We start from the raw sequence: 14,811 nt of genomic DNA on the forward strand, positions 1-14,811 counted from the left end.
GGGGTTCGGGTGACCGAGGCCCTCCGTCGCGGTGCCGGCCGCTCAGCGCCGTCCGGCGGCTTCCGCCACCCCGGCCGGATCATCGCCGGCGCCTTCGCGGGGGCGATCGCGGTCGGCACCGCCCTGCTGTCGCTGCCCGTCGCCACCGCTGGTCCCGGCCGCGCCGATGTCCTCACCGCGCTGTTCCACGCGACCTCGGCCGTCTGCGTCACCGGGCTCGTCACCGTGGACACGGGCACCTACTGGTCCGGCTTCGGGCAGGCCGTGATCCTGCTGTGCATCCAGGCCGGCGGGCTGGGGATCATGACGCTGGCGACCCTGGTCGCGCTCGTGCTGTCCCGTCGCCTGGGGCTGCGGGCCCGGCTGATCGCGCAGGCGGAGACCAAGGCGCTGTCCGCGGCCGACGTCCGCCGGGTCGTCCGCCGGGTCGTGGTCTTCAGCCTCGCGACCGAGGCCGTGGTCGCCGTCGTGCTCGGGGTGCGGTTCGCCACCGGCTACGAGCACTCGCTGCCGTCGGCGGCCTACTTCGGGGTGTTCCACGCCATCTCGTCGTTCAACAACGCAGGATTCGGGCTCGACGCCGACAACCTCATGGGCTACGTCGCCGATCCGTGGATCAGCCTGACCATCTGCGCCGCCGTCATCGTCGGGGGGCTGGGGTTCCCGGTGGTGTTCGAGCTGGCCCGCGAGTGGCGGACGCCGAAGGCCTGGTCGGTGCTGACCCGGATCACCGTCATCGTCACCGTGGCGTTGCTCGTCGTCGGCACGGTGGTGTTCCTGATCGCGGAGAGCCGCAACCCCGGCACCCTCGGTCCGCTCAGCGCCGGCACCAAGGTGCTGGCCGCGTTCACCGCCGCGGTGATGCCCCGCACCGCCGGGTTCAACAACCTCGACATCGCCGCCTACCAGCCCGAGACGCTGCTGCTCACCGACGCCCTCATGTTCATCGGCGGCGGCAGCGCCGGCACCGCCGGTGGCATCAAGGTCACCACCTTCGGCCTGCTGGCCTACGTGCTGTGGGCAGAGATGCGCGGCGACCCCGACGTCGAGGTCGGCCGCCGCCGCGTGCCGGCCACCAACCAGCGCCAGGCGCTGGCCGTCGCCCTGCTCGGCATCGGCGTGGTCGCCGTCGCCACCTTCCTGATGGCAGCGCTGAGCGACTTCACCTTCGACCAGGTGCTGTTCGAGGTCGTCTCCGCGTTCGCCACCGTCGGCCTGTCCACCGGCATCACCGCCGACGTCCCGGCAGCCGGGCAGGTGCTGCTCGTGCTGCTCATGTACAGCGGCCGCATCGGTCCGCTGACCCTGGCGTCCGGACTGGCACTGCGCGAGCGCGCCCGCCGCCACCAGCTCCCCGAGGAGAGGACGATCGTTGGCTAGTAAGGAACCCGTCGCCGTCATCGGCCTCGGCCGGTTCGGCACCGCGTTGGCGCTCGAGCTCACGCGCGGCGGCACCGAGGTGCTCGCCGTCGATGCCCGGCCCGACATCGTCCAGCGCCTGTCCGGGCAGCTCGGCCACGTCGTCATCGCGGACTCCACCGATCCGGAGGCGCTCACCGAGATCGGCATCGCCGACTTCAGCCGCGTCGTCGTCGCGATCGGCAACGACCTGGAGGCCAGCATCCTCACCACCGCGCTGCTGGCCGAGCTGGGCATCCGCGACATCTGGGCGAAGGCGATCAGCCGGCAGCAGGCGACCATCCTCGAGCGGATCGGAGCCCACCACGTCGTCTTCCCCGAGCAGGACATGGGCGAGCGGATCGCCCACCTCGTCGCCGGCCGGCTGCTGGACTGGGTGGAGCTGGACCCGCAGTGGGTGCTCGCCAAGACCAAACCGCCGCGGGAGATCGTCGGCGTGCCGCTCGGCGAGACCGGGCTGCGCACGAAGCACCGCATCACCGTCGTCTCGGTCAAGGCGGAGAACCAGGCGACCTACACGCACGCCGACTACGACACCGTGCTCACGTACGGCAGCGTGATCCTGATCGCCGGCCGCCCCCACGATGTGGAGAGGTTCGTCGAGCTGCAGTGACTTCTCTCCCGATGACCGGTGATCGCGCAGCTGCGGTGGGTCACCGAGCACCGGGGTTCCGCACCAGCGCAGCGGGATGGTGCGCGGCGTGTGGTTCACCTGGGACGACGTCCTGGCCATCGGGGCGATGCTCCCCGACCTCATGACCACCCGGCAGTCCGCCGGTCTCGCGGCGGCCGGGATCCTCTCCGACGAGCAGCTCGACCGGTGGGTCCACCTCGGCATCTGACACGCCACCGGCGTCGGACGGTGGGACTGCCGCCCCGTCGAAGCGTGCGACGGCGCGGCCGCCGAAGGAGCCGGGGAACCTCGGCGCGGCCGCCCGGACGCCGTCGCGCGCAGCGGGGGTCCGCTCCTGCAGGTGTCGGGTACGCGCCGGTCTCGTACCGTCGTGCCAGGTCGAAGCACCGGCCGTCCATGCGCTACTGCAAGCAGTGCGTCCGATGGCCTGCCGCTCCGTGGCGGGTGACCGTTCCCCGTTCGCCGTGCGGATCGATCTCGTCGGCGGGCGTGTCGAGGTGATCGGCCAACTCGGCCGTCGCACCGCTCACCTGGTGCAGGACGCCGTCTCCGCGCTGCTGCAGACCGATGGCGCTGCGTGGGTGCTCGACGTGGCCGGGCTCACCGGCTGCGACCGGGCCGGTGTGCGCGTGATCGGAGGTGCCTACCGGTGGGCGCTGCGGCACGGTCGCCGGCTCGCGCTGGTCGGCGCGCGCCCGTCGCTGCAGGCCGAGCTGGCTCGCCTGCGCCTGGACGGACACCTGCTGGCGGCCGGCGACGGCGCGCCGTCCACCGCCGACCGGCGCTCGGCCTAGCCGCACATCCGCGGGGGCCGGCCCCTTTGACCCTGGCCGGCCCCCGCCACCTCCCCGTCGACCGGGGGTGCTCGGCGTCCCGGACGCAGGCATCCGGGACCGGTGGGTAGCGGCAGCAACCGGCTGTCGTGTCCGCCGGCGGAGGGGCGGGTAGGTGTTCGTGCACGGTCGTGCGGGATCCCGGGGTCCCGCACGACCCAGACCCGGCGGTCCGAGAACGTGGCCGCCGGGTCGCCCCGGCATCTCACTTTCGCCCGTCGGGGATCTCGCCGGTCTCCACCAGCCGCCGCGCCACCTCCCGCAGCTTGACGTTGGTGTGCTGCGACAGCCGGCTGAGCACCGCGAAGGCTTGATCGGGGGTGATCTTCAGCCGCTCCATCAGGATGCCCTGCGCTTGGCCGATCAGCGTGCGAGTGGCCATCGCCGTGCGCAGGTGCTGCTCGCTCTGCGCGCTGCGCAGCGCCACGGCGGCCTGCGCGGCGAAGGCCAGCCCCTCTCCTCGGGTCTCCGCATCGAAGGCCCCGGGGACCGGCGAGTACAGGTTCAGCGCGCCGAGGCTGTTGTGCTCCTCGTCGGTGTACAGCTGCAGCGACAGGCTGCTGCGGATGCCGGTCCGCTCGGCCACCGCACGCGCCCACCGCGGGTAGCGCTCCTCGGTGGTCATGTCCTCGATCTGGAAGGTCTCCTGTTCCCAGATCGAGTCCAGGCACGGCCCCTCCGCCAGCTCGTACTGCAACCGGTCGGCGTGGCCGGCCCGGTCGTCGGTGACGACCGGGGTCTCGATCTCGCGGCGCTGCGTGACCAGCGACACGCTGGCCCACACGGTGCCGTCCAGGTTCTCGGCGGCCGCATCTACGACGCGCTGCAGGGTGTGCTGGGTGTCCGGCTCGTTGAGCAGATCCCGCGCGATGGATGCCAGCCGCTCGTCGAAGGTGCGGTCCTCGGCCACGAGATCCTCCTCGGGTCGGTCCCCACTTCGAAGGCGTGGAAACGGGGATCGGTCGATCGGCCCACTACCCCCCCGTGCCCGACGGAAGCACCGTCGGTCTGCCGCCGCCGCTGACGGTGCGGCCCGGGCTCGGTACCCGCGACGTGCCCGGGCGAACGCGGACGGCGAGAACTGCCGTCGCCCCCCCGGGGGCTGGGGCATCGGGGTCCGATCCCGGTCGAGCAGGCGACGAATCCTGGTCCGTGCAGGCGCTCACCACGTGGGACGGGGCGCTCAGCCCGATGTCGAGGTGGCAGTCGCAGCAGAGCACCAGGCAGCGGCCGGCTGCGGCGTCGCACCGCAGGCGCGGTGACCCGGTGCCCCCGCAGGCCGGCTGCTGTCACACGCCCTCAACCGATCGGGAGTAGGAGCGCTCGCCGTGGGTACCGGCGCGGCGTCGGCGCCCGATGTCGCGGCCACGACACACCGGCTCCAACAGCGGGCCGACCTCCGACACCACGGAGTGCGCGATGGTCGCCCCTGCCTCCTCCCAGCACGCCTGCTCGTCGATGCCTCCGCCCGGCGCGGCCCTCGACCCCGACGACATCGCCGGCCAGGCATCGCTGCTCGGCGAGGTCAGCCACGAGCTGCGGAACCGCCTGACCCCGACGCTCGCCGCCGTGCACGTGCTGGTCACCTACCGCGCGCACCTCCCGCCCACCGGCCAGCAGGCGCTGGACCTGCTCGCCGAGGAAACCGCCTCCTTCGCGCAACTGCTCACCGAGCTGCTCGACCTGGCCCGCGAGGAGGCCGACGGCCGCGACCCGGTCGTGGAGACGCTGCCAGTGCAGGCCGTCGTCCGCGCTGCGCTGGACCGGCAGGTCGGCGAGCAGCGCGCCACCGAGCTGCTCCGCACCGCGCCCGGTGCGCATGCGCTGCTCGTCCGCGCCGACCGGCGCCGCCTCGCGCGCGTGCTGGGCAACCTGCTGACCAACGCCGACACCCACGGCGGCGGCTGCGTGGCCGTCCACGTCCGACCCGGTGAGGCGGCCGTCCTCATCCAGGTCGACGACGCCGGACCGGGGGTGCCCCACGCCGACCGCGACCGCGTCCTCGAATGCTTCGCGCGCGGCCCGCACTCGGCCGGCGCGGGCCTCGGCCTGGCGCTGGCCTCCCGCTGGGTCCACCGGCTGGGCGGCACCCTCTCCGTGGACGATAGCCCGGCCGGAGGCGCACGCTTCACCCTCCACCTGCCGGCGGTGCACCGCATCACCGCCGTCCCGATGGGAGGGCACCGGCCGATCGGGCAGGAAGTCGACCGACTCCCGCCCGCCGCCGCACTGCCCGGCCGGCACAGCGCTCCCGGCGTCAGCAGCACCAGCGTCCCGCGCGTCCCCCCGACCAGCGAGGACATGCGGGTGCGCTCGACCACGTCCTGACCGACTCGGCAACGGAGCTGACCGCGGAACCGGCCATCGTCGTCGGCGACTGCGCGGGTGAGGAACCTGCGCACCGTCCTCGGCATGACGACGCACCGCACGTCGGAGGACGACACGGTCGGGATCGACGAGCTCGACCTGGGGCCCGGCTCCCGGCCGGCCGATCCCGCTCATCTCGCGGCCCTCGCCGAGGTCCTCGACGACACCCCGCCGGTGCTCGTCCTCGTCCACGGCGGCCGGCTCCGTCTGCTCGACGGCTTCATGCGCGTGGACGCCGCCCGCGCGCTGGGCCGGGCCACGGTGCGGGTCAGCGGGTGCGCTGCGACGATGCGTCCGCGGTGGAGCGGGCGGTCCGCACGAACGCCAACCACGGCCTGCCGATGTCCGGGCGCAGCGCCGGACGGCGGGGCTGCGGTTGCTCGCCCCCGCCCCGGACTGGTCGGACCGGAGGATCGCGTCGACCTGCGGAGTGGACCCGCGGACGGCCGGCGGTACCTGTCGGCGGAGCAACCCGAGTCTCGGCGTGGCACCGCGCGGCAACTGCTGCCGGACGCCCGGCGGCTGTCGGACCGGAGGTCGGTCGCCGTGCCGGGCTGTCGGGGGGCGCGGTCCGCCGGATCCGGGCCGGCACCGCGGCGGGGACGGCGGCGGGCGTGGCAGGGCCTGTGTCGACGCCGCCTGAACCGACCTCCTGGCAACGGTGCTGGCGGCCCCGCTTCTCGATCCACGTGCTGGGCGGCTTGAGGGACGTGGTGGGTGGGCTCCGTGCGGCCGTCGGTCGGTTGACCGGCCGCACGGTGCGCAGCGCGAGCCGCTGCGCGGTCGTCCCGCCACCGCCCCCGAAGTGCCCCCCAACGAGGGGGCAGCGGGCGTGATCGTGCCCCTCAGCGCGGGCCGGGGAACGGGAGAGGCCCTGGTCGGCGAACCGGCCAGGGCCTCTCCCGTGGGGTGAGTGACGGGGCTCGAACCCGCGACACCCAGGATCACAACCTGGTGCTCTACCAGCTGAGCTACACCCACCGTGCGCCCCCACCGGGGTGGCGGCAACGGTACGACGATACCGGGCGGGTCAGCCCTCCGACGCGACCGGGGGTGCGGTGGCGCCCGCGCCTGCGTCCCCCGCGGCGAGCAGCTCGGCGAACGAGCCGGTCACCCGCTCGGCGGCGGCCTGCGCGTCGGCGCTCGACGGCCCCGGCCCGTCGGCGAACAGGGTCTGCCGGTAGTAGGCCAGCTCGCGCACCGACTCGATGATGTCGGTCAGCGCCCGGTGCGCCAGCCCCTTCGACGGCTGGGCGAAGTACACCCGGGGGAACCACCGCCGGGCCAGCTCCTTGATCGAGGAGACGTCGATCATCCGGTAGTGCAGGTGGTCGTCGAGCTCCGGCATGTCCCGGGCCAGGAAGCCGCGGTCGGTGCCGATCGAGTTGCCGCACAGCGGGGCGGTCCGCCGCTCGGGCACGAACCGCCGCACGTAGGCCAGCAGCTGCTGCTCGGCCTCGGCCACGGTGAGGGTCGAGGCCCGTACCGCGTCGGTCAGCCCGGACTTGGCGTGCATCTCGGTGACGACGTCGGCCATGCCGTCGAGGTCGGCGTCGTCGGCGGAGATCACCAGGTCCAGGCCGGGGTCGAGGACGGTGAGCTCCGAGTCGGTGACGAGCACCGCCACCTCGATCAGCTTGTCCCGGGAGAGGTCCAGCCCGGTCATCTCGCAGTCGATCCAGACCAGGTGCCCTGCGCTGTCCGCCACGGGGGAGGACCCTACGTCCCTGCAGCCCCGGCCGCCCCGCCGGTGCACCACGTACCGCACGCGGCGCGCGCGTGCCACTCGGGACCCGTGATCGGGGCGGACCCGCCGCTAGGCTCCCGCGGACCGACCCCGAGACCAGGAGTCCCGCCGTGCCCGCTGCCGCCCCCGACGCGACCGACCGCGCGGCGCCCCCGGCGCCCGGGTCGCTGACCGCCGCGCTGCGCCGGCCGGGGGCGGCGGTGCGCTGGGCCCGGGCCGCCTACGGGGCGCCCGGGCGGCCCGGCCGGCCGACCACCCCGGAGGAGCTGCGCTGGCTCTACACCGCGTGGCTGGGTGCCTTCCTGCTCAAGATGCTCGGGTCGTCCTGGGACGTGTCGTGGCACTTCCGCTGGCTGCGCGACGACCTGGCCCCGCCGCACCTGCTGAACACCGCCGGTACCGCCGTCGTGGTCGCCCTCGTCGTCGTGCACAGCCACACCGGGCTGGGGGTCGACCGCCGGGCGCTGCGGCTCATGCAGTGGGGCACCGCCACCTTCCTCGTCGCCGTCCCGGTCGACATCGTCAACCACCGCATCAACGGCCTGGACATCACCAGCTGGAGCCCCAGCCACGCCCTCCTCTACCTCGGGACGGCGATCATGCTCGCCGGCGCGATCCGCGGCTGGTGGCTCTACGCCGCGCCCGGGCGGCTGCGCGACCTGGTGCACGCCGGGCTGTGGCTGTTCTTCGTCGAGAACGTGCTCTTCCCGAACCAGCACCAGGAGTACGGCGTCCTGTCGCTGCAGGCCTACGAGGCCGGCCGGACGACGGCCGAGCCGCAGCTGCTGGACTTCGCCGTCGCCCAGGGGCAGACCCCGACGACCTTCATGCTGCCGGTGCCCGACTGGGTGCACCCCGCCTGGCTGCTCTGCGCGGGCGTGCTCTCCCTGGTGGTGGCCCGGCGCGTGGTCGGGCTGCGCTGGACGGCGACGACCCTGGCCGCCGCCTACCTCGGCTACCGCGGCCTCATGTGGCTGGGCCTGGTCGGCCTGGACTTCCCGCCGTCCGTGCTGCCGCTGGTGCTGCTCGTCGGCGCTCTCGGCGTGGACACCGCGGTCACCCTGCGGACGCCGGGCTGGCTGGCCGGCCCGCTCGTCGCCGCCGCGGTCTACGGCGCCGGTGCGGTGCAGTCGGCCCTCGGCCTGCTGCCGCCGTGGGACTGGGGCCGGCCGGCGGTCCTCGGCACCGGCGTGGCCTTCGCCGCGCTGTGGGCCGTCGTCGACGCGGTCGCGGGCAGCTCCTGGCTCGCGGCGTGGGCCCGCCCGGTGGAGCCCGGCCGCGGTACCCCGGCCGGCGTGACGCCCGAGGGCGCGCCGACCCGCTGAGGGTCCGCACCCGCGCCGTCACATGACGTAACGTCGGGCCCGACTCCGCCGACCGTCGCGGCCCGCTCGGCCCACCGCGGTCCCGCCGCACCGGCCAGGCCCGTGCCGCCCGCCCCCTAGACCCACCCGGAGGACGACGTGCTGGCCCTGACCCCTGCGCCGCTGCAGACGGCGGGGGAGCGCGCGCTGTTCGCGGAGCTCGCCCGCTGGGACACCGGAGGGGCCGTCCGCGGCGCCGTCGTGGCCTCCATCCCGGTGGTCGACGGCCCCATGGAACGGCGGCTGTCGGACGCGGTGCTGTTCGTGCCGGAGGGCGTCGCCGTCGTCCGGGTCGTGGAGGTGGTGCGCCAGCGGGGCGTGGTCACCGCCCTGCCCGACGGCGCCTGGACGATCGGTGCCGGAGCAGGTCCCGGTGACGTCCTGCAGCTCTCCGGTGGCGGGTCGACCCCGCTGGACGGGCTGATGCGCGCCGGGATGGACGCCGCCGTCCGGCTCCGCCGGGCCGGGCTCGAGCCGGGCCGGATCGCGCGGCTGACCGTGCTCGTCGGCGAGATCACCGGACTGCACCCCGCCGACGGCGACCTCGGCGAGGGGGACCAGGTCGCGCTGCTCGACCCCCGCTCCCTGCTGCTCGGCATCGCCCGGTCGGGCCGGTACGCCGGTGTGGACAACCCCCGGCTGTGGACCACCGCCGACGTCCGCGCCGCGCTGGAGGCCCTGGGCCTGGCCGGCCGCGTGCCGACGGTGCAGGAGCTCAACGGCGAGGGCTTCCCGTACTCGCCCTACGTGCTGCGCACCCCCGACCTGCTGGCCCCGGCCGCGATGGCGGCCAGCCGTCCGGCGGCCCCCGGCGAGGACCCCGGCGGCGCGGTGCCCCCCGCCGTCGCGGTCGCCCCGCCGGTGCCCCCCGCCGTCGCGGTCGCCCCGCCGGTGGCGCCCGTGCCGTCCCCGGGCGCCTGGACCCCGGCCCGCCCGGCGCCGGCCGGGTGGGGGACCCCGCAGCAGCCGCACTCCCCGCTGCCGCAGCAGCCCGGCCCGGCCTGGCCGGCGCCCGCCGGCCGCCCGCTGGTCGACCCGGCCGCCGCTGCAGCGGTCGCGGCCGCCGCGATCCGGGCCGACGAGGAGGCCGCCGCGCGCGCCGCCGCGGCACCGGTCACCCCGGCGCCCGTGCTCCCGCCGGCGCCGGCCGCCCGCGACACCCTCGTCGGACCGACCGTGGGGGTGACCCCCGAGGAGACCGGTGGCATCGGGGGTCTGTTCGCCGGCGGCGAGCGCGACACCGACCAGGACGACGTCCCGCCGCCCGCTCCCGTCGGGCCGGTGCCGTTCGAGCCGGTGCCCGTCGAGCCCGCGCCGCCCGGCGTCGGGTCGCCGGTGGCGTCCGCGCCCCCCGCGCACCACGGCGGGGCGCTGGTCGGCCGCCGGCCGCGCCCGGCCCGGCGCACGGCGGTGCTGCTCGCCGCGGCCCTGGCGCTGGTGGCCGTCCTCGGCGCCGGGGGAGCGCTCCTGCTCTCCGGTGGGGACGACGACGTCGCCGCGGCGCGCGGCGGCACCACCACCTCGGCGGCCACCGGGGCGCCCGAGCCGGTCGTCGACACCGGCCCGCGGCCCGGGGACCGCGAGGTGGTCGACGGGCTGACCCTCGTCACCCGCGAGGTCCAGGTCGCCGACACCTGCGTCGGCAACTCCTACGGGGCGGTGGCGGAGTTCTTCGCGAGCAGCGACTGTGCCGGGCTGGCGCGGGCCCTGTGGTCCACCGAGGTCGGCGGCCGGCCGGTCGTCGTCTCGGTCTCCGCCGTCGACATGGGCGACGCGGCGTCCGCCCGGGCGCTGCGCGCGCTCACCGACCAGAGCGGGACCGGCAACGTCAGCGACCTGCTGCGCGAGGGCGTCCGCTACGAGGGCGGGCCGGAGGCGCTGTCGAGGGCCGAGTACGCCTCGGCGGTCTCCGGCGCCACGGTGACGATCGTGGAGACCTCCTGGGTGGACCCCGCGCGGGCCGGCAGCACCGCCGACCTCGACGTGGTGGCCGGCACGAGCCTGGTGCTGCCCATGCCCGACCCCGGGGCCTGACCCTCCCGGGGCACAGGAAGCTCTTCCCACGTCCACGGGCCCGTGACGCGGGCAGAGCTTCCTCTTCCTCGGGGGCCGCGGACGCCGTGGGAGCCCCGGGGCGTGATCAGGGGCGGGGGGACGGCGCGGTCGCGGCGGACTCCGCCATCGCGGTCAGCAGCGCGCCCAGCGCCTCCCGCGGCAGCCGCCCGGCGGTGTGCGGCGTGGAGTTGACCAGCCCGAAGAGGGCGTGCGCGCGGGCGCGGCAGGCCGCGGCGTCCTCCCCGGGGTGCAGCCGGGCCAGCACCGCCACCCACACCTCGACGTAGCGGCGCTGCAGCCGCCGCACCCGGGCCGAGTCGTCGGGGGTCAGCGAGCCCAGGTCCCGGTCGTGCACCGTGATGAGCGCCGGGTTGTCGACGGCGAAGTCGACCTGGAAGGCGATCAGCGAGCGCAGCTGCTCGGCCGGGTCCGCGCCGGCCGCGGCGACCCGCTCGGCCCCGCCGGCCAGCAGCCGCTCGCTGATCCGCAGCAGCATCTCGGCGAGCATCGCGTCCTTGCTCGCGAAGTGCCGGTAGATGGCGGGGCCGGTCACGCCCACGGCCGCGCCGACGTCGTCGACCCCGACCGCGCGGGCCCCGCGCTCGGCGAAGAGCCGGGCCGCCGCGCGCAGGATCTGCTCCCGCCGCGAGGGGCGCGCGGCGTCGACCGCCAGCGCGGTGTCGGTGCCTGCGTCGCCCACGGCCGCAGATGTTAACCGTTCCTCACGCGATGCTGGCCACCACGGTGAACCGTGGTTAACATCGGCGACGTGGACGCTCCCGCCCTGGCCCTCCCCGCACCCGCGGACGCCGAGGCCGCCGCCCGCAACGCCGCGGCCCACACCGCCCTCGTGGCCGACCTCTCCGAGCAGCTGCGCCGCGTCGCCGAGGGCGGCGGCGAGCGGGCCCGGACGCGGCACACCGAGCGCGGCAAGCTGCTGCCGCGGGAGCGGGTCGACGCGCTGCTGGACCCCGGCAGCCCCTTCCTCGAGCTCTCGCCGCTGGCCGCGCACGGCCTCTACGGCGGGGAGGCCCCGGCCGCGGGGATCATCACCGGCGTCGGCCGGGTCGCCGGCCGGGAGTGCGTGGTGGTCGCCAACGACGCCACCGTCAAGGGCGGCACCTACTACCCGATGACGGTGAAGAAGCACCTGCGCGCCCAGGAGGTGGCGCTGCACAACCGGCTGCCCTGCGTCTACCTCGTCGACTCCGGCGGGGCGTTCCTGCCCCTGCAGGAGGAGGTGTTCCCCGACCGCGAGCACTTCGGCCGGATCTTCTACAACCAGGCCACGATGTCGGAGGCGGGCATCCCGCAGATCGCCGCCGTCCTGGGGTCGTGCACCGCCGGCGGGGCGTACGTGCCGGCGATGAGCGACGAGGCGGTCATCGTCCGCGAGCAGGGCACGATCTTCCTCGGCGGCCCGCCGCTGGTGAAGGCGGCCACCGGCGAGGAGGTCACCGCCGAGGAGCTCGGCGGCGGCGACCTGCACAGCCGGGTCAGCGGGGTCACCGACCACCTGGCCGAGGACGACGCGCACGCCCTGCAGCTGGTCCGCCAGATCGTCGGGACCCTGGGCCCGCGCGCGCCCCGGCCGTGGGACGTCGAGCCGGCCGAGGACCCGCTGTTCCCGTCGGAGTCGCTCTACGAGGTGGTGCCGCCGGACCCGCGCACCCCCTACGACGTGCGCGAGGTCATCGCCCGGCTGGTCGACGGTTCCCGGTTCGCCGAGTTCAAGCCCCTCTACGGGCAGACGCTGGTCACCGGCTTCGCCCGGCTGCACGGCCACCCGGTCGGCATCATCGCCAACAACGGGGTGCTGTTCGGGGAGTCGGCGCTCAAGGGCGCCCACTTCATCGAGCTCTGCGACCGCCGCAGCACCCCGCTGCTGTTCCTGCAGAACATCTCCGGGTTCATGGTGGGCCGCGACTACGAGGCCGGCGGCATCGCCAAGCACGGCGCCAAGATGGTGACGGCGGTGGCCTGCGCCCGGGTACCCAAGCTGACCGTGGTGATCGGTGGCTCGTTCGGTGCGGGCAACTACTCGATGTGCGGCCGGGCCTACTCGCCCCGGTTCCTGTTCACCTGGCCCAACGCGCGCATTTCGGTGATGGGCGGCGAGCAGGCCGCCAGCGTGCTCGCCCAGGTCCGCCGCGACGGGATCGAGGCCCGCGGCGAGCAGTGGCCGGCCGAGGAGGAGGAAGCCTTCAAGGCCCCGATCCGCGCGCAGTACGAGGAGCAGGGCCACCCGTACCACGCCACCGCCCGCCTGTGGGACGACGGCGTCATCGACCCCGCCCAGACCCGCACCGTGCTCGGGCTGGCCCTCTCGGCGTGCGCCAACGCGCCGCTGGGCGAGCTCGGCTACGGCGTCTTCCGGATGTGAGGCAGACCGTGTTCGACACCGTCCTGGTCGCCAACCGCGGCGAGATCGCCGTCCGGGTCATCCGGACGCTGCGCCGCATGGGCATCCGCTCGGTCGCCGTGCACAGCGCGGCCGACGCCGGTGCGCTGCACACCCGCGTGGCCGACGTGGCCGTGCCGATCGGCCCGGCGCCGGCCGCGCAGAGCTACCTGTCGGTCGAGCGCGTGCTCGACGCCGCCGCCCGCACCGGCGCCCAGGCGGTGCACCCCGGCTACGGCTTCCTGTCGGAGAACGTCGAGTTCGCCCGGGCCTGCGAGAAGGCCGGCATCGTCTTCATCGGCCCGCCGGTCGCCGCGATCGAGGCGATGGGGGACAAGATCCGGGCCAAGCGGACCGTGATGGCCGCCGGGGTGCCCGTCGTCCCGGGTCGGACCGAGCCCGGCATGGACGACGACACCGTGGCCGCCGCCGCCGTCGAGGCCGGGTTCCCGGTGCTGCTCAAGCCGAGCGCGGGCGGCGGCGGCAAGGGCATGCGGGTGGTGCGGTCGCAGGCCGAGCTCGCCGACGCGATCGCCGCAGCCCGCCGCGAGGCCCGCGGCTCCTTCGGCGACGACACGCTGCTCGTCGAGCGCTACATCGGCTCGGCCCGGCACATCGAGGTGCAGGTGCTCGGCGACGCCCACGGCGGCGTCGTCCACCTCGGCGAGCGGGAGTGCAGCCTGCAGCGCCGGCACCAGAAGGTGATCGAGGAGGCGCCGTCCCCGCTGCTCGACGATGCGCAGCGCGCGCGGATGGGCGCCGCCGCCGTCGAGGCCGCCCGCGCCGTCGGCTACACCGGCGCCGGCACCGTGGAGTTCATCGTCGACGCGGACTCCCCGGGTGACTTCTTCTTCCTGGAGATGAACACCCGGCTGCAGGTCGAGCACCCGGTCACCGAGATGGTGACCGGCCTGGACCTGGTCGAGCTGCAGGTGCGGGTCGCGGCCGGCGAGCCGCTGCCGTTCGGGCAGGACGACGTCGTCCTCGACGGGCACGCGATCGAGGCCCGGCTCTACGCCGAGGACCCCGCCCGCGGGTTCCTCCCGCAGACCGGCACCGTGCTCGGCCTGGTCGACCCCGCCGGCCCCGGCGTCCGCCTGGACACCTCGCTGGCCGTCGGCTCGGTCGTCGGCACCGACTACGACCCGATGCTGGCCAAGGTCATCGCGCACGGCCCCGACCGGGAGACCGCGCGCGCCCGGCTGGTCGGCGCGCTCGGGCACACCGCCGTCCTGGGCGTGCCGACCAACGCCGTTTTCCTCCGGGCGCTGCTCACCGACCCCGACGTGGTCGCCGGGCGGCTGGACACCGGGCTGATCGAGCGGCGCGGCGAGGCGCTGACCGCCGCCGAGCCGCCGGGGGAGGCCGAGTTCGCCGCCGCGGCGCTGGCGCTGCAGCTGGAGGGCGAGCCGGCCGGCCCGGTCGTCGACCGGTGGGACGTGCCCGACGGCTGGCGGCTGGGCGAGCCGGCCTGGGCGCTGCGGCGGCTGCAGGCCGCCGGCGGCGACCCGGTCCCCGTCCGGGTGCGCGGCCTGGCGGGCGACGCGCAGGTCCGCGTGGGGGACGGCGCGCCCCGGGCGGCCGCCGCGGTGCGCGACGGGGACGGGCTGCGGGTCACCCTCGACGGGGTCACCCGGCGGTACGCCGTCGTCCACGCCGGGGGCGAGGTGTGGCTGGCCGCCGACGGGCGGGTCGCCGCGTTCCGCGAGCACGAGCGGCTGCACTCGGCGGTCGAGGGGGCCGGGGGCGACGGCGTCGTCACGGCGCCGATGCCCGGGACGGTGACCGTCGTCCGGGCGGCGGTGGGCGACCAGGTCGAGGCGGGGACCCCGCTGCTGGTCGTGGAGGCGATGAAGATGGAGCACGTGCTGACCGCCCCCGTCGCGGGGACGGTCACCGAGCTCGGCGTGACGGCCGGCCACCAGGTCCGGCTCGACGAGCGGGTGGCCGTGGTGACCCCACCGGCCGCCGACGAGGGGAAGTGACGAGAC

At 75.6% G+C, this 14,811-nt stretch carries 12 protein-coding genes and 1 tRNA gene; 9 read left to right on the forward strand and 4 right to left on the reverse strand.

Translation table 11 applies throughout. The annotated features are described in order from the left end of the window. Positions 1 to 9 precede the first annotated feature (9 nt). From D0Z06_RS16830 to D0Z06_RS16840, 4 genes are all read left to right on the forward strand, one after another. Complete coding sequence (locus tag D0Z06_RS16830) at positions 10 to 1,380, forward strand: TrkH family potassium uptake protein (protein ID WP_117378704.1); 1,371 nt, start codon at positions 10 to 12, stop codon at positions 1,378 to 1,380. After that, positions 1,373 to 2,032 carry a potassium channel family protein gene (locus tag D0Z06_RS16835; RefSeq protein WP_117378705.1) on the forward strand — a complete coding sequence of 220 codons (660 nt, stop codon included), beginning with the start codon at positions 1,373 to 1,375 and terminating at the stop codon, positions 2,030 to 2,032. The genes D0Z06_RS16830 and D0Z06_RS16835 overlap by 8 nt, the downstream gene beginning before the upstream one ends. Before the next feature lie 76 nt (positions 2,033 to 2,108). Beyond that, positions 2,109 to 2,261 carry a hypothetical protein gene (locus D0Z06_RS25450; RefSeq protein ID WP_233517748.1) on the forward strand — a complete coding sequence of 51 codons (153 nt, stop codon included), beginning with the start codon at positions 2,109 to 2,111 and terminating at the stop codon, positions 2,259 to 2,261. Between the two features lie 229 nt (positions 2,262 to 2,490). Then, positions 2,491 to 2,847: an STAS domain-containing protein gene (locus tag D0Z06_RS16840; protein ID WP_233517749.1), complete on the forward strand. Its 357-nt coding sequence runs from the start codon at positions 2,491 to 2,493 to the stop codon at positions 2,845 to 2,847. A 244-nt stretch (positions 2,848 to 3,091) separates the two neighbouring features. Here the strand turns inward: D0Z06_RS16840 and D0Z06_RS16845 are convergent, their stop codons facing one another. Next, positions 3,092 to 3,796: a GAF and ANTAR domain-containing protein gene (locus D0Z06_RS16845; protein WP_199522374.1), complete on the reverse strand. Its 705-nt coding sequence runs from the start codon at positions 3,794 to 3,796 to the stop codon at positions 3,092 to 3,094. A gap of 509 nt (positions 3,797 to 4,305) precedes the next feature. On the opposite strand from D0Z06_RS16845, the gene D0Z06_RS16850 reads away from it, so the two are divergent. Further along, the gene (locus D0Z06_RS16850; RefSeq protein ID WP_158580015.1) at positions 4,306 to 5,214 is read left to right on the forward strand and encodes a sensor histidine kinase; all 909 of its coding nucleotides are present in this window, start codon (positions 4,306 to 4,308) and stop codon (positions 5,212 to 5,214) included. A 944-nt stretch (positions 5,215 to 6,158) separates the two neighbouring features. Here the strand turns inward: D0Z06_RS16850 and D0Z06_RS16855 are convergent. Further along, a tRNA-His gene (locus D0Z06_RS16855) sits at positions 6,159 to 6,234 on the reverse strand. A 49-nt stretch (positions 6,235 to 6,283) separates the two neighbouring features. After that, on the reverse strand, positions 6,284 to 6,961 hold the full coding sequence (gene orn / locus D0Z06_RS16860) for an oligoribonuclease (RefSeq protein WP_117378709.1): 678 nt from the start codon (positions 6,959 to 6,961) through the stop codon (positions 6,284 to 6,286). A gap of 149 nt (positions 6,962 to 7,110) precedes the next feature. Between orn and D0Z06_RS16865 the strand changes: the two genes are divergently transcribed. Together D0Z06_RS16865 and D0Z06_RS16870 are read left to right on the forward strand one after the other, a co-directional pair. Next, a complete protein-coding gene (locus D0Z06_RS16865) occupies positions 7,111 to 8,325 on the forward strand; it encodes a hypothetical protein (protein WP_117378710.1) in 1,215 nt (404 codons plus the stop codon). Between the two features lie 138 nt (positions 8,326 to 8,463). Continuing rightward, on the forward strand, positions 8,464 to 10,398 hold the full coding sequence (locus tag D0Z06_RS16870; RefSeq protein WP_117378711.1) for a hypothetical protein: 1,935 nt from the start codon (positions 8,464 to 8,466) through the stop codon (positions 10,396 to 10,398). Between the two features lie 106 nt (positions 10,399 to 10,504). On the opposite strand, the gene D0Z06_RS16875 is transcribed toward D0Z06_RS16870, so the two are convergent. Continuing rightward, positions 10,505 to 11,119: an SACE_7040 family transcriptional regulator gene (locus D0Z06_RS16875; RefSeq protein WP_199522375.1), complete on the reverse strand. Its 615-nt coding sequence runs from the start codon at positions 11,117 to 11,119 to the stop codon at positions 10,505 to 10,507. Between the two features lie 69 nt (positions 11,120 to 11,188). On the opposite strand from D0Z06_RS16875, the gene D0Z06_RS16880 reads away from it, so the two are divergent. Both D0Z06_RS16880 and D0Z06_RS16885 read left to right on the forward strand, forming a co-directional pair. Then, on the forward strand, positions 11,189 to 12,802 hold the full coding sequence (locus D0Z06_RS16880) for a carboxyl transferase domain-containing protein (protein WP_117378712.1): 1,614 nt from the start codon (positions 11,189 to 11,191) through the stop codon (positions 12,800 to 12,802). Then, positions 12,799 to 14,805, forward strand: coding sequence for an acetyl/propionyl/methylcrotonyl-CoA carboxylase subunit alpha (locus tag D0Z06_RS16885; RefSeq protein WP_233517750.1), 2,007 nt, complete (start codon positions 12,799 to 12,801; stop codon positions 14,803 to 14,805). The genes D0Z06_RS16880 and D0Z06_RS16885 overlap by 4 nt, the downstream gene beginning before the upstream one ends. Positions 14,806 to 14,811 lie beyond the last annotated feature (6 nt).

Source organism: Geodermatophilus marinus (genome assembly GCF_003428645.1).
Classification (GTDB): domain Bacteria; phylum Actinomycetota; class Actinomycetes; order Mycobacteriales; family Geodermatophilaceae; genus Geodermatophilus.